The organism is Nocardioides sp. 31GB23 (assembly GCF_040012395.1).
Lineage (GTDB): Bacteria > Actinomycetota > Actinomycetes > Propionibacteriales > Nocardioidaceae > Nocardioides > Nocardioides salarius.
Genome location: NZ_JBDYKJ010000014.1, coordinates 1 through 23,417 on the forward strand (window position 1 = coordinate 1; position 23,417 = coordinate 23,417).

The following is a 23,417-nucleotide window of genomic DNA, read 5'->3' on the forward strand; positions in this document are numbered from 1 at the left end:
AGATTTGGGACGGGTCGGGGAGGGTGGGGCACATGGACGACCTGGGGACGACGTACGACGGCCCGCGCCCGGCGCGGCGGGTGGTCTCGCTGGTGCCGTCGCTGACCGAGGCCCTGGTCTCGGTCGAGCGCTCCGCGGTGGTGGGGGCGACCGACTGGTGCATCCGGCCCACCGACCTCGAGACCACGCGGGTGCGGGGCACCAAGAACCCCGACCTCGCCGCGGTCCGGGCGCTGGAGCCCGACGTGGTGGTGGCGAACAAGGAGGAGAACCGCGAGCTCGACGTGCGCCGGCTGCGGGACTCTGGGGTACGGGTCTGGGTCACCGACATCGAGACCGTGCCCGGCGCCGTGGCGTCGATGGAGCGGCTGCTCGACGGCATCGGCTGGCAGCGTCCCGACTGGCTGGCCCGGGCCCGCGAGCTGTGGTGCGGGCCGCTGCCCGAGGTGACGAGGCGGGTGGTGGTGCCGATCTGGCGCGACCCGTGGATGGTCGTCGGCCCGGCCACCTTCACCAGCGACCTGTGCCGCCGGCTGGGGTGGCAGACGCTGCCCGACGCCGGTGACGCCGCCGAGGGCCGCTACCCGTCGCTCGACGTGGCGCAGATCGACGCCCTCGGCGCCGACGCCGTGCTGCTGCCCGACGAGCCCTACGAGTTCACGGCCACCGACGGGCCCGAGGCGCTGCGCTCGCCCTGCGAGCTCGTCGACGGGCGGCTGCTGACCTGGTACGGGCCCTCGCTGCTCGACGCGCGCACCTCGGTGGAGCGCCGCGGCGCCTGACGACGCGCCCGCGCGGGCCGACCCGGCATCGTGAACAGCCAGGTCGCCCCGAGGCGCAGCAGCACCCAGTGCGCGGCCAGCGAGACCACCACCGCGACCGCGGTGACCACCAGCGGGTGCAGCACGCCGCGCACGACCGAGCCCTCCTCGAGGTCGACCAGCGGCGGCAGGTGCAGCAGGCTGGCCAGCACCACCGTGTGCAGCACGTAGATCGGCAGCGTGCGGCGACCGACCCAGCCCAGCAGCCGCGCCGGCGGTCCGCTGCGCGCCAGCACCGCGGCGACCCGCAGGCCCAGCGGCACGCCGACGACGCTGGCCACCAGCAGGTGCACGCTGATCGGCAGGGGCAGCCGCGCCAGCAGCACCGCGAGCGCGACGTACGCCGCCGCCACCGGCAACAGCCCGCCCCACCGCCCGCGCGGCCCCTCGGCCAGGCGGCGCACCACCCGCGGCGCCAGCGCGCCCAGGGCGAAGTAGGTGAAGTGGAAGAGCACGGAGAAGCGGTTCCACTGCTCGATGCCCAGCTGGGAGGAGAGCGCCGAGACCAGGGCGGCGCCGCCGAGCACCCAGCCGGCGGGCAGCCCGGCCAGCAGCTTGGCCAGCACGAAATAGAGCGCCAGCGCGTAGAGGAACCACACGCCGGTCGAGGCCCAGACCAGGTCCTCGGCCAGCTCACCGAGGTCCTGGGTGCGGTTCATCGGCAGCAGCCGCTCGACCGAGAAGAACGCGCCGAGCAGCAGCAGCCACACGACGTAGGTGTAGTACGGCGCCAGCGCGCGGCGGCGCACCTGCGCCCAGGGCCGGTGCACGGCGCGGGCGGCCACGTAGCCGCTGAGCACGAAGAACAGCGGCATCCGCACCGGCTTGAGGGCGCTGGTCACCGCGCCCCAGCCGGCCGCCACCGCGGCCAGCGGCTCGGGGGCGTCGAGGCCGAGGTTCTTGACGACCGCGTGGTGCAGCACCACCAGCAGGATGGACAGCCCCTTGGCCACGTCGATCCACAGGACCCGGGAGGTGCCGGCACCGGCGACGACGGGTGCGGCGGAGGCGGGCAGGGGGGTGTGCACGGCTCCGAGTGTCCGGCCCCGGCACGCGCGAGCGGCAATCACGACCCCCCGTCGTGACCGGCTTCACAGCCCCCGCCCAGCCCCGCCCAGCCCGCCTGTGGGCGCGGTTCAGCCCTCGTCGGAGCGTGGCCGCACCAGCGCGGTGGCCGAGGGGCGCCCGCGCAGCACGGTCGACCCGGCGTCCTCCCACCGGCCGGCCTCGTCGCCCGCCCCGGCCCGCTCGGCGGCCTGCACCGTCTCGCGGGTGCTGAGCACCCGCAGCCGCTCGGCCTTGGCGAGCTCGGTGAGCCGGGCGGCGGCGTTGACCGCGTCGCCGATCACCGTGTACTCGAGGCGGCTGCGCGTGCCGACGTTGCCGGCCACGGTCGGACCGGTGCACACGCCGATGCCGGCGGCGACGTCGGGCCGCTCGGCGCGCAGCCGCTCGTCGATGCGGCGCGCGGCCGCCAGCGCCGCGGCGGCGTGGCCCGGCTGGTCGACCGGAGCGCCGAAGACCGCGAGGACCGCGTCGCCGATGAACTTGTTGACCAGGCCGCCGGCCCGGTCGACCTCGTCGACGACCACCTCGAAGAACGCGTTGAGGACCGCGACCACCTCGGCCGGCTCGCGCTCGGCGGCCATCGCCGTCGAGCCCACGAGGTCGACGAAGACCACGCTGACCTCGCGGGTCTCGCCGCCCAGCCGCACCTCGCCGCCGCTCGCCGCCCGGGCGACCTCCCGGCCCACGTGGCGACCGAACACGTCGCGCAGGTGCTCGCGCTCGCGCAGGCCCTCGGCCATCCGGTTGAACCCGGCCTGCAGCTCGCCGAGCTCGGTGGCGTCGTAGACCGCGACCCGCTGGTCGAGGTCGCCGCGCTCGACCTCCAGCAGCGCCAGGCGGACCGAGGTCAGGGGCGCCACGACCGACCGGGCGTTGAGCACGGTGACCAGGAGCCCGACCACCAGCACCACTCCCCCGAGCACCAGCACCTCGACGGCCAGGCGGCGGGTGCTCACGGAGTCGCCGACCAGCACCAGCAGCGCCGCCAGCGACAGCCCGACGACCGGGGCGGCGGTGCCGAGCAGCCAGAACATCAGCATCCGCCCGCCGACGCCCAGGCCGCGGGGGCGTCGTCCGTCCTCCCGGGCGGTGCCGCCGGCCAGGGCCCGGGCGGCGACCGGGCGCAGCGCGAACTCGGAGAACAGGTAGGCGACCGCGCAGGCGACGACGCCGCCGATGGCCACCGTCAGCCCGGTGCTGAGCGCGCGCTCGGGCTGCAGCGACAGCGCCAGGGCGACGAAGAGCGCGTCGGCGACCAGCCAGAGCACGCCGGCCAGCACGGTGAGCCGCAGCGGCACCCGCAGCACCCGGCGCCGCTCCCGCGGGGTCGGGTCGGCGCCGCCGAGGGCCCACCGCAGGCTGCGCAGCGCGACCCGGGTGCCCCAGGCGGTGCCGACCACGAGCGCGACACCGACGTAGACGGGCACCGCGACCGCCAGGGCCAGCCAGGTCGCGCCCTCCGGCGCCGGGGCGGTGACCACGAAGAGCGAGAGCAGCAGCACGACACCGGCGCCGATGCCGTGGGTGAGCGTCAGCGCCAGGGTCAGGAGCACCTGCACCCGCACCCGCAGCCGGCGCGTCGACTGCGTCTCGGTGCCGAGCAGCCACGAGCCGAACGGCGTACGCCGCGCGCGGGAGCGGCGTACGGACCGGTCGGCCGCGGCCGGGGCCGGGTCCTGGGGGAAGTCCTCCACGCCGCGCATCATCGCGCACGCGCCCGAAGGGGTGACGTTGTAGAAGGTTTGTGCAATGTTGTGTAGATTCTTGTTCAGGTCGGCGGACCTCCCCCGCAGGACACCGAGCAGCACATCGAGCAGGACACGGAAGGCAGCAGGACATGACCAGCACCCTCGCCGAGCGACGCACCACCTTCCGCGCCTCCGACGCCGAGCGCGCCGCGGCTACCACGAGCCTGCTGGCCCGCGCCGCGGCCACCACCGACGAGGACGAGCGGCGCGCCTGCCACGACGAGGTCGTGCGGGTGAACATGCGCGTCGCCGAGGCGGTGGCGCGGCGCTACGCCCGGCGCGGCGTGCCGGTCGAGGACCTCACCCAGATCGCGTACCTGGCGCTGGTGCGGGCCGTGCGCCGCTACGACGCCGCGCACGAGCGCGACCTGCTGGCCTACGCCGTGCCGACCATCGAGGGCGACATCCGCCGGCACTTCCGCGACCACGGCTGGACCATCCGGCCGCCGCGCGACGTGCAGCGCGCCCACACGCGCCTGCTGCGCACCGGCGCCAGCCTCGACCGCTACGACACCGGCGCGCTCAACGACCTCGCCTCCCAGGTCGAGGAGCCGGTCGAGGTGGTGCGCGAGGCGCTGTCGGCCCGCACCTGCTTCTCGCTGCTCTCCCTCGACCAGCCCATCGGCTCGGGCGGCCCGGGCTGGGGCGACGGGGAGGGCCCCACCCCCGACGTCGCCGACGTGGCCGACCGCTCGCAGGAGCAGGCCGAGGCGCGGCTGCTGGTGCGCCCGCTCGTCGCGTCGTTGGGCGAGCGCGAGCAGCGGATCCTGCGCTGGCGCTTCGTCGAGGAGCTCTCGCAGCGCGAGATCGCCGAGCGGCTGGGCCTCTCGCAGATCCAGGTCTCGCGCCTGCTGCAGCGGGTGCTCACCCAGATGCGGGGCGCGCTCGCCGAGGCCGTCTGAGGCCTCGCGGACGCCGCGCGGCGCCCTCGGGGAGATACTGACGAGCCCCGGCACGCCGTGCAGGGTTCGTCTAAACTCCGGGGCACCATGGCCTCCCGACCCGCACCGCGCTGGCGCATCGGCGTGCTGGCCTCGCGCGTCGGCGTCTCCGAGACGCTGCTGCGCGCCTGGGAGCTGCGCTACGGGCTGCTGAGCCCCACCCGCAGCGACGCCGGCTACCGCCTCTACGGCCCCGAGGACGAGCGCCGCGCCCGCGCCATGCAGGACGCCCGGCGCCGCGGCGTGCCCGCCGGCCAGGCCGCCGCCGAGGTGCTGGCCGCCGAGCGCTCCGGCAGCCTGCTGCCCGGGGCGCCCGCCCCGCGCTACGCCACCAGCGGCGCCCTCGACGTCTCCCGCACCCTCGACGAGCTGCGCGCGGCGATGGTCGCCTACGACGTCAGCTCGATGCACGCCGCGCTCGACCGCGTACTCGCCGACGTGTCGGCCGAGACGGCCATCAAGGACGTGCTGCTGCCCTTCCTGGCCGGCGTGGGCGACGGGTGGGCCCGTGGCGACTTCGACGTGGCCGACGAGCACTTCGCCAGCGACCTGGTCAGGGCCAGGCTCGCGGCGCTCTCGATCGCGCCGGGCTCGCGCAGCGGCCCGCTGGCGCTGCTGGCCTGCCCGCCCCGCGAGCAGCACGACATCGCCCTCAAGGCCTTCGAGGTGGTGCTGCTGCGCGCCGGCTGGCGCACCCGGTTCCTGGGCCCGCGCACCCCCGTGGCCTCCCTCGAGGTCGCCGTCGGGGTCATCGCGCCCGACCTGCTCGTCCTGGCCGGCACCGGTCCCGGCGCCTTCGACGTGGCCGACGCCGACCGCGCGAGCGTCGAGCGGCTCTCCGGGGCCACGCGCGTGGTGATCGCGGGCGCCGCCGCCGACGAGGGAGCCGCGCTGCGGTGGGGCGCCGAGGTGCTCGAGGGCGACCCGGTCACCGCTGCCCGCTCGCTGGTCGGCACCGGCCGCCGAGCGGCCCGGGAGGGCACCGAGGACGACGCGCGGCCCTGAGGCGGCAACGTGCCCATGCACGCCGGCTTCAAACCTCCGCCCACCCGGACGGGTGAAAAGACCGGCGAAGACGGTTGAACTCTGCACCAAGCGGACATCACTGATGTGTAGGCAGTCCGGCGCACGACGTCGCGGCGCCGCCCCAGACACAGCTCATCCGTCACAGCCGAAACCCAGAGGTGTTGAGAATGACGCACGAGAACGCCGCCCCGCTGACCGTCACGATGGTCGACGACCACGACCTGGCCGTGGCCGGCCTGCAGACGCTGCTGACGCCGTACGCCGACCGGGTGCGCCTGGTGGACATGCGCCAGGCCCTGGCGCACCCCGAGGACCTCGACGTGGTGCTCTACGAGCCCGTCGGCCAGTCCGCCTTCGGTGCCGCGATGCTGCGCGACCTGCAGCGCTCGGCCGACGCCCACCCGGTGGTGTTCAGCTGGGCCACCGGCGACCAGCTGCCGACGTCGACGGCCAACATGTACCTGCCCAAGACGCTGACCGCCGCGCAGCTCGTCGTGGCCCTCGAGGACCTGGTCTCCGGCCGTCGCGTCCCGGAGGCCCCGGCCCCCGAGAAGGCGCCGGTCGTCGAGGCCCCGGCCCCCGCCCCGCTGCGCCCCGAGGCGCCCGCCGGCAGCCGCCTGACCCCGCGCGAGCTGGAGATCCTGACCCTGATCACCGCCGGCATGACCAACGGCGAGATCGTCGAGAAGCTCAACCTGAGCATCAACTCGATCAAGACCTACATCCGCCAGGCCTACCGCAAGATCGACGTCGAGCGCCGCACCCAGGCCGTCGCCTGGGGGATGGCCAACAACCTCGCCGTCCAGGAGAGCGCCGAGGCCTCCGAGGCCGTCGAGGTCGAGGCGTCGATGGCGGGCTGAGCCAGCACCCAGCACCACCAGCACGACCAGCACGACCCGCACGGGCGGGGGCGTCGGACCCACACGGTCCGGGAGGACGCCCCCGCCCGCGGTGCGTCCGGGGTCTCGTCCACCGGCCTGGAATCGGCGGGCTCAGGGTGGGAAGGTTAGCCTCACCAACACCCGGACGTCCGTCCGCGGCCTTCCCCGCCCGCTCCAGGAGACATCGAGTGAAGCGCAGCGCCCGCCCCGCCCTCACCGCCGTGGCCACGTCGGCGGTCCTCGCCCTCACCGGCTGCTCCGCGCTGGGCGGCGGCGACGACGCGGACCTGCAGATCTACACCGCGCGCCACTACGACCTCGAGGAGGCCTTCGCCGACTTCACCGACGAGACCGGCATCAGCGTCGAGTTCCTCTCCGGTGACGACGCCGAGCTGCTCGAGCGGCTCAAGGCCGAGGGCGACTCCACCCCCGCCGACGTGTTCATGACCGTCGACGCCGGGATGCTGTGGAACGCCGCCGAGCAGGACGTGCTCGAGCCGGTCGACTCGAGCGTGCTCGACCAGGCGGTGCCGGAGGACCTGCGCGACCCCGACGGGCAGTGGTACGGCCTGGCGATGCGCGCCCGCACGGTCGTCTACGACCCCGAGAGCGTCGACCCGGGCGACCTCGACGCCGTCGACACCTACGCCGCCCTCGGCGACCCGCAGTGGGCCGGGCGGGTCTGCATGCGCGACGAGACGGCGTCGTACACCCAGAGCCTGGTGGCCAGCCTGATCGACCTGCACGGGCGCGACGAGGCCCTCGCGATCGTCCAGGGCTGGGTCGCCAACGACGTGCAGATCATGAGCAACGACGTCGAGCTGCTCGAGGCCATCGACGCCGGCGGGTGCGACATCGGGATCAGCAACCACTACTACCTGGCGCGGATGCTCGAGGAGGACCCCGACTTCGACGTCGAGCTCTACTGGGCCAGCCAGGACGGCGACGGCACCCACGTCAACATCTCCGGCGCCGGGCTGGTCGCGGGCACCGAGGCCCCCGAGGAGGCCCAGCAGCTCCTCGAGTGGCTGGCCACCGACGGCCAGAGCGCCTTCGTCGACGCCAACCACGAGCTGCCCGTCAACCCCGAGGTCGACCCCGAGCCGCTCGCGGCGTCCTTCGGCGAGTTCGACCGGATGCCCGTCGACGCCCGCGCCTACGGGTCGCTGAACTCCGAGGCCGTCGAGCTGCTCGACGAGGCCGGGTACCGCTGAGGTGAGCAGCACCGCCCGGGGCGCGGGGCGACCCGGGTGGTCGCTGGCGGTCGTGCTGATCGCGCTGGTGGTGGCCAGCCCGGTGCTGGCCGTCGCCGCCTACGCCCTGGGCCAGGGCGGGCTGCGGATGCCCGGCGGGGTCGCCGAGATGGTGGCCACCACCCTGGCGCTGCTGCTGCTGGTCGCCGCGGGCACCGCGGTGCTCGGCACCGGGCTGGCGTGGCTGGTCACCGCCTACGAGTTCCCGCTGCGCTGGGTGCTGAGCTGGCTGCTGGTGCTGCCGCTGGCGATGCCGGCCTACATCCTGGGCTTCGTCTTCCTCTCCACCTTCGACTACGCCGGGCCCGTCCAGGGCGCGCTGCGCTCGGTGCTGGGCGACGGCCTCGGCGCACTGCCGGTGCGCTCGCTCGGCGGCGCGGTCGTCGTGCTGGTGCTTACGCTCTACCCCTACGTCTACCTGCTGACCCGGGCGGCGTTCCTCGAGCTCGCCCCGACGGCGTACGACGCGGCGCGCACGCTGGGCGCCTCGCGCGCCCGGGCGTTCCGCACCGTGCTGCTCCCGCTGGCGCGGCCGTCGCTGGCCGCGGGCCTGGCGCTGGTGACGATGGAGGTCCTCACCGACTTCGCGACGGTGCAGTACTTCAACGTGCGCACGGTCTCGGTGGGGGTCTACCTGACCTGGAAGGGCACCTACGACGTCGGCTCGGCCATCTCGCTGGCGGTGCTGGTGCTGGTCTTCGCCGTGGCCGTGCTGGCCGCCGAGCGGGCGCTGCGCGGCCGGGCGCGCTACCACCAGAAGGGCGGGCGCGGGCGCGGCCTCGAGCGGCGTCGCCTCACCGGCTGGCGCGCCGCCGCGGCCACCGCCGCCGGGCTCGGCGTGGTGGGCGCGGCCTTCGCGCTGCCGGTGCTGCGCCTGGTCGCCTGGGCGGTCTCGGCGCTGCGCGACGACGCCGGCGCGGTCGTCGACGAGCGCTTCGTCGACAACCTGACCAGCTCGCTGGTGGTGGCCGCGATCGCCGCCGTGGTGTGCGTGCTGGTCTCCCTGACGATCTCGCACGCGCTGCGCCTGGGCGGCGGGCCGCTGGTGCGCGGCGCCGCCCAGGTCACGACCTTCGGGTACGCCGTGCCCGGCGCGGTCGTCGGCATCGGCGTGCTGGCCGTCTTCGCGGGCGCCGACCGGGCGCTGGTCGCGCTGGGGGTCGAGGGCGGCACCGGGCTGCTGGCGACCGGCTCGGTCCTCGGCATCCTGGTCGCCTACGTCGTGCGGTTCACCGCGCCGGCGTACCAGGCGGTCGAGGCGAGCTTCTCGCGCGTCTCCCCCAGCATCAGCGCCTCCGCGATGACCCTCGGCGCCGGGCCGGGCCGGCTGCTGCGGCAGGTGCACCTGCCGCTGGCGCGCCCCGGGGTGGCGGTGGCGGCGACGCTGGTGCTCATCGACGCGGTCAAGGAGCTGCCGCTGGTGCTGATGCTGCGCCCCTTCGGCTTCACGACCCTCTCGGTGTGGGTCTACGAGCTGGCCTCGGAGAACTTCTGGGAGCGCGCCGCGCTGCCGGCGCTGCTCATCGTCGCCGTGGCCGTGGTGCCGGTCGTGCTGACCTTCCGGGCCACCGGCACCCGCCGGCCCGACGCGGCCGCACCCGGTGGCGCCGCGGCGCCCTCGGCCCTGTCGGGCTCGCTGCCGCCGGCACCCGGCCAGGTCAGCACCACCCTGACCCTCGACCCGGGCCGGTCGGGCACGCCAGGCAGGATGGAGCAATGACCAGCACCCGCAGCGGCGGCGCCACCCGGGCCACCACCGTCGGCTACGGGACCCCGGCGCTCGAGCTCGTCGGGGCGACCAAGAGCTACGGCTCGCACCCCGCGGTGTGCGGCGTCGACCTGGCCGTCACCGCCGGCGAGGTGGTGACCGTGATCGGGCCCTCGGGCTGCGGCAAGTCGACGCTGCTGCGCCTGGCCGCGGGCCTGGAGCGGCCCGACAGCGGCGAGGTGCGGGTGGGGGGCCGCGTGGTGGCCGGCTCGACGTGGGTGCCGCCCGAGCGCCGCCGGGTGGGGATGGTCTTCCAGGACCACGCGCTCTTCCCCCACCTCGACGTCGCCCGCAACGTGGCCTTCGGCCTCGACACCCTGCCCCGCGCCGAGCGGGCCGGCCGGGTCGCCGAGGTGCTCGAGCTCGTCGGCCTGGGCCACCTGGGCCACCGGCACCCCCACGAGCTCTCCGGCGGCGAGCAGCAGCGGGTCGCGCTGGCCCGGGCGCTCGCGCCCCGGCCGACCGTCGTGCTCCTCGACGAGCCGTTCTCCTCCCTCGACGCCAACCTGCGCACCCAGGTGCGCACCCAGACCCTCGAGGCGCTGCACGAGACCGGCAGCGCCGCGCTGGTGGTCACCCACGACCAGACCGAGGCGCTCTCGCTCGGCGACCGGCTGGCGGTGCTCAAGGACGGCCTGCTGCGCCAGGTCGGCACCCCCAGCGAGGTCTACGAGTCACCCAGCAGCCGGTTCGTCGCGGCGTTCATGGGCGAGGCCGACTTCCTGCCCGCGCACGTGCACGACGCGCTGCTGACCTGCGAGATCGGCGTGGTGTCGACGGTGCCGGGCTGGGGCCGCACCGACCTCGACGTCGAGGTGATGCTGCGCCCCCACGAGGTCGCGCTGCGCGTCGACCGGGGCTCGCGCCACCTGGTCGAGCGGGTGGAGTACCACGGCGCGTTCGTGCTGCACCACGTGCGGCTGGCCTCGGGCAGCACCGTGCGGTCCTGGCAGCAGCACGACGTGCAGCACGCGCCGGGCACCTCCGTCGCGGTCTCGGTCGTGCCGGGCTCGCGCCCGGTGCTGCTGGCCGGCGACGAGGCGCTCAGCGCCCCGCCCGCCACCGCCCGCCGCTGACCCGGCCCATATCTCGCGCTGACCCGGCCTGGATCTCGCGCTGGGCCGGCCCGAACCTCACGTCGACCCGGCCCGAACCTCGTGTCCGCGCGACCAGGCACGCCGGGGTCGAGAGCCGGGGCACTGCCGAGGCGGCTCCTCGAGCGGGTGACCAGACTGCCGCGGAAGGTCGGCAGGAGGTCTGCGCCGGGTCGGGGCGAAGATCGGGCCGGGTCAGGGGGAAGTTCAGGCCGGGTCGGCGGGAGATCTGCGCCGGGTCAGGGGGAAGTTCAGGCCGGGTCGGCGGGAGATCTGCGCCGGGTCGGGGGGAAGTTTGCGCCGGGTCGGCGGGCGTGGCGGAGCCGGCGCTCGGCGCGGGTGGCGACCCGCCAGGCGAGCACGCCGACCACGAGGCTGAGCAGGGTGGCCAGGGCGGGGTAGTCGTCCTCGAGGTGCGGGTAGACCTGCCAGTGGGTCAGGTAGATGTAGAGGGAGCCGCCGGCCAGGCAGGCGACCAGGCGGGCCGCGGTGGCCGGCAGCCGGACCCGGCGCGACCAGGTCAGCACCAGCAGGCCAGCGACCACGACGGCGCTGCGGGCGTCGTCGGCGAAGAAGCCCGGCACCGTGAGCACGGCGAGCGCCGAGACGACCAGCCGGTGGCCGGTGGTGCGGGCGCGGGCGACGGCCCAGCCCAGGGTCAGCAACCAGGCCACGACCGGGGCGCGGTGGATGACGTCGCCGTCGGGCAGCGGCACCAGCTCGTAGCGGGCCAGCAGCGCCAGCAGGGTCAGGGCGACCGGGAACCAGAACGGCCAGCGCCGCTCGGTGCGGTCGAGCACCGGCACGGCGACCAGCGCGGCGACCCCGAGCACCAGCAGCACCAGCGCCTCGACGAACCAGTGGTGCCAGGCGGGCTCGGTCCAGCCCGGGGGGCCCAGGAAGCCGTTGACCAGCAGCGCGGTCTGCCAGGGGTAGGCACCCAGCAGCAGCGCGGTGCCGCCGATCCACAGCACCGCCGGCACCACCACCCGCGCGGCGCCGGTGAGGAGCCGCCGCACCCGCTCGCGGCGGGTCACGTCGCCCAGGGCGAAGCGGGCCAGGTTGAAGCCGGCGAGCGCGAGCAGCAGGTGGGCCCCGCCGAGCAGGGTGAGCAGGTCGGCGTGGGTGCCGACCACGGCCACGATCGCCACGGCGCGCAGCACCACGTTGGTCTCGACGGCGCGGCCGCGACGGGTCCGTGCCACACCGGCGCCCTCGAGCTCGCCGACGGTGCGCAGGTGCCAGTCGGGCGGCAGGTGGCCCAGCGCCTCCTCGAGGCGCACCGAGGTCTCGACGTAGGTCAGGGAGTCGCCGCCGAGGCCGGCGAACGTGTCGTCGTCACCGACCGGGCGGCCCAGCACCGCGGTGAGCACGTCGCGCACGGTCTCGGGCTGCGCCGGGCCGGACCGCTCGGGCGCGGGCCGCGCGAGGGCGGCCACCGCCCGGTGGTCGGGCTTGCCGTTGGCCACCCGGGGCAGCTGCGCCACCGCGTGCACCTGCACCGCCGCGGCCGGCAGCCCGGTGGCGGCGGTGACCAGGCGGCGTACGCGGGCGAGCAGGCGGGTGGCCCCGCCGGTGGCCCGCGGCTCGACGGCCACGACCAGCTGCTCGGCGGCGCCGTCGACCGGCGGGGTGCTCGCGACCAGGGCGCGCACGCCGTCGTCGACCAGCGCGCGCTCGACGCGGTCGAGGTCGATGCGCAGCCCCATCACCTTGGCGGTGCGCGAGAGCCGGCCGACCACCTCCCACAGCCCGTCGTCGCCGCGGCGGGCCAGGTCGCCGGTGCGCAGCCGGTGCACCTCGCGGCCCCGGGCCAGGTCGCCGGGGCACTCCGCGTAGCCGAGCATCACGTTGGGGCCCTCGTAGACGAGCTCGCCGGTGCCCGCGGGCGAGCCGGGCACGTCGGCGAGCTCGAAGCGGCCGCCGGGCACGGGCAGCCCGATCGTGCCGGGCCGGGCGCCGGCGAGGTCGGGCGGCAGGTAGGCCATCCGCGCGGTCGCCTCGGTCTGGCCGTACATGACGAAGAGGTCGAAGCCGCGGCGCTGGCCCAGCTCGGCGTAGGCCCGCACCCGCTCGGGCGCCATCGCCCCGCCGGCCTGGGTGAGGTAGCGCAGGGTCGTGGGGGCCACCTCGTCGAGCCCGATCCGCTCGAGCAGCTCGAAGGTGTGCGGCACCCCGGCCAGCGAGGTGGCGCCGTGCTCGCGGGCGGCGGCCCAGAAGCACGGGTCGACGACCGAGGCGTCGCTGAGCAGCACGCCGGCGCCGCGCAGCAGGTGGGTGTGCAGCACCGAGAGCCCGTAGCAGTAGTGCAGCGGCAGGCTCAGCGCCGCCAGGTCGTCGTCGCGCAGCGGGAGGTAGGCAGCGATCGACTCGGCGTTGGCCTGCAGGTTCTCGGCGCTCAGGCGCACCAGCCGGGGCGAGCCGGTGCTGCCCGAGGTCGAGAGCAGGGCGGCCAGCTCGGGGTGCAGGTCGTGGGCGCTGCCGGGGCGCTGCTCGTCGAGGGCGTCGCCGCGCGCCACCACGTCGGGGTCGTACGCCGCCCGCGTCGCGGTCACCACGTCGGGCCGGGCCGCGTCGACGACGACCACCGGGTGCCCGCCCGCGAGGGCGGCCAGGTAGGTGGCGACCGAGTCGACGTCGGAGGCCATCTCGAGCAGCACCAGGCGGCGGACCGGCCCGAGGCGCTCGGCGCGCTCGGCGACGAGCGCGGCCAGGTCGGCGTACGAGACCACCCCCTCGTCGTGCACCAGGGCGCGGCGCCGCCCCCAGGCCGCGAGGTCGCGCGCGAACCCGACGCCCGGGGCGGGAGTCGTGGTGGGCGCCCCGGAGCGGTCCGGGAGGTGGGGGGCGATGCTCACCCCCCGAGGGTAAGGCAAGGCTCACCTATGCACGAGTCGTGGTCCCGTCCACCGGACCCGTCTCCTCCGATCGGTCAGTTCCCAAGACGTCTCCTCAGGTTCGCCGGACACGCGGCGCGAGCCGGGTCCACGATGACCGGGGCGACCCGGGAGGGGCCGCCCACCACCCCGACGACCTGACGACCTGACGAGGGAGCCTGCCCATGAGTCTCGACCGCACCACCCCCCACCCCGGCGCCGACCGCGCGCTGCCGCGCCTGGGCGCGCGCGCCGCCACCGCCGCCACCGTGCTGGCGCTGACCGCCGGCACCCTGGGCGCCGGGGGCCTGGCCGCCGGCGCCGCGAACGCCGCACAGACCTCCCCCCGGGTCTCCGCCGCGGCCGTGGCCGGCACCGGCCTCCACACCGGTGCCGTCGAGGAGCGCCGCGCCCGCACCTGCCAGGAGGCCAAGCAGGACCTGCGCAAGGCCAAGAAGTCGGTGAAGAAGGCCCGCAAGGCCAAGCACAACCGCGCCACCAAGGTGTCCCGGGCCAAGAAGCGGGTGGAGAAGCGCAAGAACCGGCGCGACAAGCTGTGCGCGACCGGCGGTGGCACCACGACGCCCGGCCAGGTGCAGGACGAGGTCGACGAGTCGCGCGACGCGCTCGGCTCGCTGCCGCTGGGCCAGCTCGGCGCACTGCTGCCGGCCGAGCTCACCGGCCAGCTCGACGCCGCCACCGCACAGCTGCAGGACCTGCTGGGCCAGCTCGAGGCCGGCATCCCCGGCGCCGACGCCGGTGAGCTGGCCGAGATCCTCGCGGCGCTGCAGGCGATGGACGTGCCCGGCCTGGTCGCGGCGGTCCAGTCCCTGCTGGGCGAGCTCACCGGTGGTGGGTTCGAGGGTACCGACCCGGCCGCGGTCAGCACCGTCCTCACCACGCTGCTGGGCGGGCTGCCCGGCGGCACCGGCCTGCCGGGCGCCGACCTGGGCCAGCTCGCCGGCGCCCTCGCGGCGCTGCAGGGCGCCCTGGGCGCCTTCGACCCCGCAGCCGGGCCCGCCGGCCTGCTGGCGGCGGCCGAGGGCCTGGCCACCGCGCTGACCGGCCTGGCCGGCCAGCTCGACGGCGCCGACCTCGGCCCGCTGCTCGGGCTCTTCACCGAGCTGCAGGACCTCGGCGCGCTGTCCGGCGCCGACCCCACCGGCGTCTTCGCCCAGGTGCTCGAGGCACTGGTCGGCGAGCTCGGCTCGGCCGGCTTCCTCGACCAGCTCGGCGGCGCGATCGACGCGGGCACGCTGGCACTGCTGCTGGGCTCGCTCGGCGACGTGCTGGGCGACCTGCTGGGCGGGCTGCCGGGCCTCCCGCTGCCCCGCGCGGCGGGCTGAGCCGGGCCGCGCGTCGGCGTACACGCTCGAGGAGCTTCATCGGCCACCCGGGAGATTCATCGGCCGGCCGATGAAACTCTCCCGGCCGCGCCTCAGTCGGAGCCGACGCCGCCCAGGCGCAGCCAGGTGTCGACGACGGTGTCGGGGTTCAGCGACATCGACTCGATGCCCTGCTCGAGCAGCCACTGCGCGAGGTCGGGGTGGTCGGAGGGGCCCTGGCCGCAGATGCCGACGTACTTGCCCTGGGCCTTGCAGGCCTTGATGGCCAGCTCGAGCATGTAGAGCACGGCGGGGTCGCGCTCGTCGAAGCCGTCGGCGACCAGGCCGGAGTCGCGGTCGAGGCCCAGGGTCAGCTGGGTCATGTCGTTGGAGCCGATCGAGAAGCCGTCGAAGTGCTCGAGGAACTGCTCGGCCAGCACCGCGTTGGAGGGCACCTCGCACATCATCACGACCTTGAGGCCGTTCTCGCCGCGCACCAGGCCGTGCTGGGCCAGCAGGTCGATCACCCCGCGCGCCTCCTTGAGCGTGCGCACGAACGGGATCATCACCCAGACGTTGGTCAGGCCCATCTCGTCGCGCACGTGGCGCAGCGCCTCGCACTCCATGGCGAAGCACTCGGCGAAGTCCTCGGAGAGGTACCGCGAGGCGCCGCGGTAGCCGATCATCGGGTTCTCCTCGTCGGGCTCGTAGCGCTCGCCGCCGACGAGGTTGGCGTACTCGTTGGACTTGAAGTCGCTCATCCGCACGATCACCGGCTCGGGGGCGAAGGCGGCGGCGATCGTCGAGACGCCCTCGGCGACCCGCTGCACGAAGAACTCGCGCGGCGAGGGGTAGGCCGCGATCATCTCCTCGACCTCGGCGCGCAGGTCGCCGGGCAGCGCCTCGGCGTCGTCCTGCAGCTCGAGCAGGGCGCGCGGGTGGATGCCGATCTGGCGGTTGATGATGAACTCCAGGCGGGCCAGGCCCACGCCCTTGTGGGGCAGGCGCGAGAAGGCGAAGGCCTGCTCGGGGGTGCCGACGTTCATCATGATCTTGACCGGGATCTCGGGCATCGAGTCGAGCTCGGTGCGCTCGACCTCGAAGTCGAGCAGACCCTCGTAGACCAGCCCGGTGTCGCCCTCGGCGCAGGTCACCGTCACCTCGCGGCCGTCGGCGAGGTCCCGGGTGGCGCTGCCGGTGCCGACCACGGCGGGGATGCCCAGCTCGCGGGCGATGATCGCGGCGTGGCAGGTGCGCCCGCCGCGGTTGGTCACGATCGCCGAGGCCCGCTTCATGATCGGCTCCCAGTCGGGGTCGGTCATGTCGGCGACCAGCACCTCGCCGGGGGTGAACTCGTGCATCTGGTCGATGTCGGTGAGCACCCGCACCGCGCCGGCGCCGATGCGCTGCCCGATCGCGCGGCCCTCGACCAGCACCTCGGCGCCCTTCGAGGCCGCCGGGTCCATGGCGTAGCGCTCGAGGGCGCCCGAGCGGCGCGACTGCACCGTCTCGGGGCGCGCCTGCAGCACGTAGAGGTGGCCGTCGACGCCGTCCTTGCCCCACTCGATGTCCATCGGGCGCCCGTAGTGCTCCTCGATGGTCAGCGCGTGGCGGGCCAGCTCGGTGACCTCGTCGTCGTCGAGGCTCAGCAGCCGGCTGCGCGACGGCTCGACGTCGACGAACTCGGTGGTGCGCCCGACCGCGGTGTCCTGGGTGTAGACCATCTGGGTGGCCTTGCCGCCGACGCTGCGCTTGAGCACCGCGGGGCGCCCCTCGCGCAGCGCGGGCTTGTAGACGTAGAACTCGTCGGGGTTGACCGCGCCCTGCACCACGCCCTCGCCGAGGCCGAAGGCGGAGGTGATGAAGACGGCGTCGGTGAACCCCGACTCGGTGTCCATCGTGAACATCACGCCCGAGGAGCCGATGTCGGAGCGCACCATCCGCTGCACGCCCGCCGAGATGCCCACGGCGTCGTGGGCGAAGTCGTGGTGGACCCGGTAGGCGATGGCGCGGTCGTTGTAGAGCGAGGCGTAGACCTCACGCACGGCCTGCAGCACCGCGTCGATGCCGCGCACGTTGAGGAAGGTCTCCTGCTGCCCGGCGAAGGAGGCGTCGGGCAGGTCCTCGGCGGTCGCCGAGGAGCGCACCGCGAACGACGGCGCGTCGGCGCCCTCGCTGGTCGACTCCTCGACCAGCGCGTCGTAGGCGGAGCGGATGTCGGCCTCGAGGTCCTCGGGGAACGGCTGGCCCACCACGGCCTCGCGGATCTCGCGGCCCACCTCGGCCAGGCGGCGTACGTCGTCGGTGTCGAGGTCGGCGAGCAGCCCGGAGATCCGCTCGGCCAGCCCGGTGTCGCCGATGAAGCGGTGGAACGCCTCGGCGGTGGTCGCGAAGCCGTTGGGCACCCGCACCCCCAGGTCGGTCAGGTGCGAGACCATCTCGCCCAGCGAGGCGTTCTTGCCGCCCACCTGGTCGATGTCGTCGAGCCCGAGGTCGGAGAACCACCGGACGTTGCTGTGCTGGCCCGGCTGGCCCGGCTGGCCGGGCTCGTCGGTGCTGGCGGGCTGGGTCTGCTCGGTCATGCGGGGTTCTCTTCCTGGGTGCGGCGGACGCGCTCGGCGGCCTTGGCTCGGGAGGTGCGGTTCTGCAGGATCAGCGCGCTGATCTCCTCGACCGACTTGGCCGAGGAGTCGACGACGGGCAGGCGGTAGGCCTCGAAGAGCTGCTTGGCGCGGCGCAGCTCCCACCGGCACTGCTCGGGCGAGGCGTAGCGCGAGCCGGGGCGGCGCTCGTTGCGCACCCGGCTGAGCCGGTCGACGTTGGTGGTGATGCCCCAGCACCGGTCGGCGTACGCCGCCACCGGGCCGGGCAGGTCGCTGCGCTCGAGGTCCTCGTCGACCAGGGGGTAGTTGGCCACGAAGAGCCCGTGCTGCAGGGCCAGGTACATGCTGGTGGGGGTCTTGCCGCAGCGCGAGGGCGCCAGCAGGATCACGTCGGCGCGGTCCATCGCACGCAGGCTCTGGCCGTCGTCGTGCTCGATGGTGAACTCCACCGCGGCCATCCGGCTGTTGTAGCGCTGGATGTCGCCGACGCCGTGCAGCCGGGCGGCCTCGCGGCGACCCGAGCGGCCCAGGATCGACTCGACGCGCTGCATGTGCATGCCGAAGAAGTCGATCAGCGGGGCCCGCGTGCGGTTGAGCTCCTCACGCACGCCGTCCTCGGCCGCGGTGGTGAAGACGAGCGGGGTGACGGCACCCTCCATCAGCTCGTCGAGCATCGCCACGACCTCGCGGGCGTGCTCGACGGTGGAGATGAACGGGATGGTGGTGCGCTCGAACTTGGCGTCGGGGAACTGGATGAGCAGCGCGTTGCCCATCGTCTCCGCGCTGATGCCGGTGGAGTCGGAGAGGAAGAAGACGGGCACCACCGGGTCGGAGTCGTCCACCGTCCACCTCCTCGCCAGGGACCGTGCCTGCGGATGCCGGTCCTGTGCGGCACCGTAGCGCCTGGTCGTCACACCCGGGCGGGGCGCCGGGATGTGGTCGCCGAGAGTCACCCGTTGGAGGGGGGATCGAACGGCGGGGGGCGGGTAAAGGACGAGCGTGAGCATCTCCGTCGCCCCGGCCTCCGCGCAGGCCGGCCCCCGACCCCTGACGATCGCCTCGGTGCCCAGCGGTCACGTCTACGTCCGTCACCTCGCGCCCGAGGGAGCGACGCACGAGACCCGGGTACGACGCCTGCCCGACCCGCCGCCGCGGGTCGCCGACCCCGAGCCCGGCCAGTGGTGGCCGCCGGCGATGCTGGACCCGGCGTGGGTGCGGGCCCACGACTTCGACCTGCTGCACCTGCACTTCGGCTTCGACGCGCTGCGCCCCGAGGACCTCGTCGCCTTCGCCGACGCCGTCCACGACACCGGCCGCGGCCTGGTGCAGACCGTCCACGACCTGCGCAACCCCCACCACGCCGACCGCGGCCTGCACGACGAGCAGCTCGACGCGCTGGTGCCGCGCGCCGACGCGCTGCTGACGCTGACCCCCGGCGCGGCCGAGGAGATCCGCCGCCGCTGGGGCCGCGAGGCCACCGTGGTGCCGCACCCGCACGTGGTCGACCTGCGCACGATGGCGGTGGCGGCCGACTGCCGCGCCCGGCGGCGCACCGGCGCGTTCCGGGTGGGGCTGCACGTCAAGAGCCTGCGGGCCTCGATGGCGCCGATGCGGCTGCTGCCCACGCTGGCCGAGACCGTGGCCGCCCTGCCCGACGCGGTGCTGCAGGTCAACGCGCACCGCGACGTGATGGAGGGCGGCGCCCGCGAGGACGCCGAGCTGCGCGGCTGGCTGCGCCGCGCGGCCGAGGCCGGACGGGTCGACCTGCGCGTCCACGACTTCCTGCCCGACGACGAGCTGTGGGCCTACCTGGGCTCGCTCGACCTGTCGGTGCTGCCCTACCGGTTCGGCACCCACTCGGGCTGGCTGGAGGCCTGCCGCGACCTGGGCACCACCGTGCTCGCGCCCACCTGCGGCTACTTCGCCGAGCAGGGCCCGGTGCTGGGCTACGAGCACGACGAGGACCACGTCGACCTCGACTCGCTGGCCTCGGCGGTGCGGCGCGCACACGCCGAGCGCCCGCGCTGGGGGGCCGGCATCGACGAGCGCCGCGCCCAGCGGCGCGAGGTGGCGCGGGCGCACGAGCGGGTCTACGCCGACGTGGCCCGCGCCCACGGCCGCCCGGTGGAACGGTGAGCCGCCCGACCACGGGGCCGCTGCGGGTGTGCCTGGTGGCCTCCTCGCAGCACCCGATCCGCGAGCCGTTCGCCGGCGGTCTCGAGTCGCAGACCCACTACCTGGCCCGCGAGCTGCGGCGGCGCGGCCACCTGGTCTCGCTGTACGCCGCCCCCGGCTCCGACCCGGCGCTGCAGGCGCGCGAGCTGACCCTCGACCGGTTCCGGCCCAGCGCCGCCGCCAGCCGCGACGTCAACGCGCCCCCGGCGCGGTGGATGACCGAGCACCACGCCTACCTCTCCTTGATGCTCGACCTGGCCGGCGCGGGCGGCGACGAGGTCGACGTGGTGCACAACAACTCGCTGCACCACCTGCCGGTGGCGATGGCCCGCACGCTCACGGTGCCGGTCGTGACCACCCTGCACACCCCGCCCCTGCCCTGGCTCGAGTCGGCCTTCCACCTCAGCCCGGACACCCCGGCCGTCGCGGTCTCCGAGACCTGCCGGCGGATGTGGGCCCCGCGGGTGCGCGCCTCGGTGGTGCGCAACGGCGTCGACACCGAGCGCTGGCGGCCCGGCCCCGGCGGTGGCGCGGCGGTCTGGTCGGGCCGGATGACGGCCGAGAAGGCGCCGCACGACGCGATCCTGGCCTGCCGCCGCGCGGGGGTGCCGCTGCGGCTGGTCGGGCCGGTCAGCGACCCGGCGTACTACGACGCGATGGTGCGCCCGCTGCTGGGCGGCGACGTCGAGCACCTGGGCCACCTCGCCCACGACGAGCTCGTCGAGGTGGTCGGCGCGGCCTCGGTCGCGCTGGTCACCCCCCGCTGGGAGGAGCCGTACGGCCTGGTCGCGGCCGAGGCCATGGCCTGCGGCACGCCCGTCGCGGCCTACGACCGGGGCGCGGTCGCCGAGGTGGTCACGCCCGCCGCCGGGGTGGTGGTGGCGGCCGACGACGTCGACGCGCTGGCGGCCGCCCTGCCGCGGGCCGCGGCGCTGCCCCGCGACCAGGTGCGGGCCACGGCGGTGCGGGACTGCTCGCTGCAGCGGATGGTCGACGAGTACGAGGCGCTCTACGTCTCCCTGGCCGCCGCCGGCCGACCCGCCGCATGAGCACCGGACCCCTCGCGGTCGCGGCCCCCTCGACCGTCGGCTGCTACGTGCACCACCACGGCAGCGGCCACCTGCACCGCGCCGGGGCGCTGACTCGTGAGCTGGCCGGGCGCGGGGTCTCGGTGACCGGCCTGTCCTCGCTGCCCCGCCCGGACGACTGGAGCGGTGAGTGGGTGGACCTGCCAAGAGACGACCCAGCGGAGCCCGGCTGCCCCGACCCCGCCGCCGCCGACCCGCTCGCCGGCGGCCGGCTGCACTGGGCGCCGCGACACCACGTGGGCCTGCTGGAGAGGCACGCCGCCGTCGCGGACTGGCTGGCGCGCACCCGCCCCGCCGCGGTCGTCGTCGACGTGTCGGTCGAGGTGGCCCTGCTGGTGCGCCTGCACGGCGTGCCGGTGGTCTCGGTGGTGCTGCCGGGGGTGCGCGACGACGCGGCCCACGGGCTGGGCCACGACGTCTGCGACGAGCTCGTCGGGCTCTGGCCCGCCGGGGCGACCGCGACGCTGCTGGGGGTCGCGCCCGAGGTGGCCGGCCGGGTGCGGGCCCTGGGCGGGCTGTCCCGATTCGAGGTCGAGGCGCCTCCGGGGCGACGGCGCCCCGGGCCGCCGCGGGTGCTGGTGCTCGGCGGTCGCGGCGGCGACGCCTGGGCCGAGGGCGAGCTCGAGGCGGCGACGGCCGCCGCCGGGTCGTGGGACTGGCAGGTGCTGGGCGGCACCGGCGGCTCCTGGGTCGCCGACCCGCGCGAGGCGATCCGCGACGCCGACGTGGTGCTGACCCACGCGGGCCAGAACGCGCTCGCCGAGGTGGCCGCCCTGCGCCGCCCGGCCGTGGTCGTGCCGGCCGAGCGGCCCCACGACGAGCAGCGGTGCACCGGCCGGGTGCTCGCCGCGGGCCCGTGGCCCGCCGTGGTCGTGCCGTCGTTGGCGGCCGCGCGCTGGCCCGACGTGCTCGACGAGGCGCGGGCCCTCGACGGCTCGGCCTGGGCGGGCTGGGTCGACGGGCACGCCGCGGCGCGCTTCGCCGACGTCGTGGAGCAGGTGGCCCGATGACGGGCACCGCGGTGGTCACGATCGCGCACGGGCGCCACGAGCACCTGGCCCGCCAGCGCGCGTCGCTCGCGCTCGGCGACCGGCTGCCCGACCTCACCGTCGTGGTCGCCATGGACGACGACCCGCCCGTGGCCGACCTGCCCGGGGCCCCGACCCGGGTCCTGCACCTGCCGCCCGACCCCCGGGGGCTCCCCCTGGCCCGGGCCCGCAACGCCGGGGTGGCCGAGGCGGTCCGCCTCGGCGCCGACGTGCTGGTGCTGCTCGACGTCGACCTGCTCGCCGGGCCCGGCCTCCTCGCGGCGTACGCCGACGTGGTGGCCCGCGAGCCGGACGGGCTGTGGTCGGGGCCGGTCACCTACCTGCCGCCGGCGCCGCCGGCCGGCTACGACCTCGGGGCCCTGGAGCGTCTCGACGACCCGCACCCGGCCCGGCCCGCACCGGCGCCGGGCGAGGTGGTGCACGACGCCTCCCCCGACCTGTTCTGGTCGCTCTCCTTCGCCACCTCGGCGGCGACCTGGGAGCGGATCGGGGGCTTCTGCGAGGACTACGTCGGCTACGGCGGCGAGGACACCGACTTCGCCCGGCTCGCGGTGGCCCGCGGCGTGCCGCTGGGCTGGGTGGGCTCGGCCCGGGGCTTCCACCAGCACCACCCGACCCAGCACCCGCCGCGCCAGCACCTCGACGACGTGCTGCGCAACGGGGCGCTCTTCCACCAACGGTGGGGCTGGTGGCCGATGACGGGCTGGCTGGAGGCCTTCGAGGCCGAGGGGCTGGTCGTGCGGGCCGGTGACGGGTGGGCGCGGGCCTGAGCCCCGGCGGGCGGGGGCGGGGGTCAGCGCCGCCGGCGCGCCAGCACCCGCTCGAGCAGCCGCGCCACGTCGGCGGCCAGCGGACGGTCGGCGGGGTCCTTGGCGAGCATCCGCTGCACCACCTCGCCCAGCCGTCGGTCGACGCTGGGCGGCAGGTCGGGGGCGGGGTCGTTGAGGTGCGCCAGCGCCGAGGCCACCGGGGAGTCGCGCTGGAAGGGCTTGACGCCGGTCAGGCACTGGAAGGCCACGACGCCCAGCGAGTAGACGTCGGAGGCCGCGGTCGCGCGCCGGCCCGAGACCTGCTCGGGCGAGATGTACTCCATCGTGCCGAGCACCTCGCCGGTGCTGGTCAGCGGCTCGACGTCGTCGCCGGTGGCGATCCCGAAGTCGACGAGCACCGGCTGGCCGGACTCCCCGACCACGATGTTGGCGGGCTTGATGTCGCGGTGCACCACCCCGGCGGCGTGCACCGCGCTGAGCGCGGAGGCCAGCTGGGCCACGAGGCCGGCGACCTCGAGCGGGGGCAGCGGGCCGCGCTCGGTGACCAGCTCGCCGAGGGTGTCGCCGGTGACCAGGCGCATCGCGAGGTAGGGCTGGACGGCGATCCCGTCGTCGTCCTCGCCCACGTCGTAGACCTGGGGCAGCCCGGGGTGCGAGAGCTGGCGCAGGGTGCGCGCCTCGGCCTCGAAGCGGTGCCGCGCGGTGTCGTCGTCGGCGCGCTGGGCGTGCAGCCGCTTGAGCGCGACCAGGCGCTCGTCGACGAGGTCCTGGGCGGCGTAGACGCTGCCCATCGCGCCGCTGCCGATCAGCTCGACCAGCTCGTAGCGCCCACCGACCACCAGCGACGTCGCCGCAGGGGTCTCGGGGGAACGGTGCGTGGTCATCGTCGTGATGATCGCACCGACCACCCCACCCCTGACCACCTCCCCGC

Annotated in this window: 17 protein-coding genes and 1 pseudogene; 12 read left to right on the top strand and 6 right to left on the bottom strand. The window is 75.5% G+C overall.

Features of this window, described 5'->3' with window-relative positions:
• Positions 1-32: 32 nt before the first annotated feature.
• Entirely contained in the window at positions 33-782 is a 750-nt protein-coding gene (locus ABKW28_RS06175; RefSeq protein WP_348607322.1) for a helical backbone metal receptor, read from the top strand.
• Positions 783-859: 77 nt separating this feature from the next.
• Here ABKW28_RS06175 and ABKW28_RS06180 read toward each other — a convergent pair.
• Both ABKW28_RS06180 and ABKW28_RS06185 read right to left on the bottom strand, forming a co-directional pair.
• Positions 860-1,891: pseudogene (locus ABKW28_RS06180) on the bottom strand (acyltransferase family protein); the annotation flags it as partial.
• A 66-nt stretch (positions 1,892-1,957) separates the two neighbouring features.
• Entirely contained in the window at positions 1,958-3,583 is a 1,626-nt protein-coding gene (locus tag ABKW28_RS06185; protein ID WP_348607325.1) for an adenylate/guanylate cyclase domain-containing protein, read from the bottom strand.
• Between the two features lie 143 nt (positions 3,584-3,726).
• Here ABKW28_RS06185 and ABKW28_RS06190 point away from each other — a divergent pair, with 143 nt between their 5' ends.
• From ABKW28_RS06190 to ABKW28_RS06215, 6 genes are all read left to right on the top strand, one after another.
• Positions 3,727-4,539, top strand: a complete 813-nt coding sequence (locus ABKW28_RS06190; protein ID WP_348607328.1) for a sigma-70 family RNA polymerase sigma factor — start codon at positions 3,727-3,729, stop codon at positions 4,537-4,539.
• 87 nt (positions 4,540-4,626) lie between these two features.
• Positions 4,627-5,583, top strand: a complete 957-nt coding sequence (locus tag ABKW28_RS06195; RefSeq protein ID WP_348607330.1) for a B12-binding domain-containing protein — start codon at positions 4,627-4,629, stop codon at positions 5,581-5,583.
• A gap of 188 nt (positions 5,584-5,771) precedes the next feature.
• Positions 5,772-6,464, top strand: a complete 693-nt coding sequence (locus ABKW28_RS06200) for a response regulator transcription factor (protein ID WP_193669967.1) — start codon at positions 5,772-5,774, stop codon at positions 6,462-6,464.
• 209 nt (positions 6,465-6,673) lie between these two features.
• Positions 6,674-7,699, top strand: coding sequence for an extracellular solute-binding protein (locus ABKW28_RS06205; protein WP_348607333.1), 1,026 nt, complete (start codon positions 6,674-6,676; stop codon positions 7,697-7,699).
• A gap of 1 nt (position 7,700) precedes the next feature.
• Entirely contained in the window at positions 7,701-9,458 is a 1,758-nt protein-coding gene (locus ABKW28_RS06210) for an iron ABC transporter permease (protein ID WP_348607335.1), read from the top strand.
• Positions 9,455-10,582, top strand: coding sequence for an ABC transporter ATP-binding protein (locus ABKW28_RS06215; protein WP_348607338.1), 1,128 nt, complete (start codon positions 9,455-9,457; stop codon positions 10,580-10,582). Before ABKW28_RS06210 ends, ABKW28_RS06215 begins: the two co-directional genes overlap by 4 nt.
• Before the next feature lie 269 nt (positions 10,583-10,851).
• On the opposite strand, the gene ABKW28_RS06220 is transcribed toward ABKW28_RS06215, so the two are convergent.
• Complete coding sequence (locus ABKW28_RS06220) at positions 10,852-13,458, bottom strand: AMP-binding protein (RefSeq protein ID WP_193669971.1); 2,607 nt, start codon at positions 13,456-13,458, stop codon at positions 10,852-10,854.
• Positions 13,459-13,661: 203 nt separating this feature from the next.
• Here ABKW28_RS06220 and ABKW28_RS06225 point away from each other — a divergent pair, with 203 nt between their 5' ends.
• Positions 13,662-14,822 (top strand): hypothetical protein, encoded by a 1,161-nt coding sequence (locus ABKW28_RS06225; protein ID WP_348607340.1) that lies wholly within the window; start codon positions 13,662-13,664, stop codon positions 14,820-14,822.
• 92 nt (positions 14,823-14,914) lie between these two features.
• Here ABKW28_RS06225 and ppsA read toward each other — a convergent pair whose 3' ends face one another.
• Positions 14,915-17,383, bottom strand: a complete 2,469-nt coding sequence (gene ppsA / locus ABKW28_RS06230; protein ID WP_348607343.1) for a phosphoenolpyruvate synthase — start codon at positions 17,381-17,383, stop codon at positions 14,915-14,917.
• Entirely contained in the window at positions 17,380-18,246 is an 867-nt protein-coding gene (locus tag ABKW28_RS06235; protein WP_307822875.1) for a pyruvate, water dikinase regulatory protein, read from the bottom strand. Before ABKW28_RS06235 ends, ppsA begins: the two co-directional genes overlap by 4 nt.
• A gap of 157 nt (positions 18,247-18,403) precedes the next feature.
• Between ABKW28_RS06235 and ABKW28_RS06240 the strand changes: the two genes are divergently transcribed.
• From ABKW28_RS06240 to ABKW28_RS06255, 4 genes are read left to right on the top strand one after another with little or no spacing between them, the layout of a single operon-like run.
• Positions 18,404-19,540, top strand: a complete 1,137-nt coding sequence (locus tag ABKW28_RS06240; RefSeq protein WP_348607346.1) for a glycosyltransferase — start codon at positions 18,404-18,406, stop codon at positions 19,538-19,540.
• Positions 19,537-20,628: a glycosyltransferase gene (locus tag ABKW28_RS06245; protein ID WP_348607349.1), complete on the top strand. Its 1,092-nt coding sequence runs from the start codon at positions 19,537-19,539 to the stop codon at positions 20,626-20,628. The genes ABKW28_RS06240 and ABKW28_RS06245 overlap by 4 nt, the downstream gene beginning before the upstream one ends.
• Positions 20,625-21,677, top strand: a complete 1,053-nt coding sequence (locus ABKW28_RS06250; protein ID WP_348607352.1) for a glycosyltransferase — start codon at positions 20,625-20,627, stop codon at positions 21,675-21,677. The genes ABKW28_RS06245 and ABKW28_RS06250 overlap by 4 nt, the downstream gene beginning before the upstream one ends.
• Entirely contained in the window at positions 21,674-22,486 is an 813-nt protein-coding gene (locus tag ABKW28_RS06255) for a galactosyltransferase-related protein (protein WP_348607355.1), read from the top strand. Before ABKW28_RS06250 ends, ABKW28_RS06255 begins: the two co-directional genes overlap by 4 nt.
• A gap of 23 nt (positions 22,487-22,509) precedes the next feature.
• Here ABKW28_RS06255 and ABKW28_RS06260 read toward each other — a convergent pair whose 3' ends face one another.
• Positions 22,510-23,370 carry a serine/threonine-protein kinase gene (locus ABKW28_RS06260; RefSeq protein ID WP_193669978.1) on the bottom strand — a complete coding sequence of 287 codons (861 nt, stop codon included), beginning with the start codon at positions 23,368-23,370 and terminating at the stop codon, positions 22,510-22,512.
• Positions 23,371-23,417: the final 47 nt, after the last annotated feature.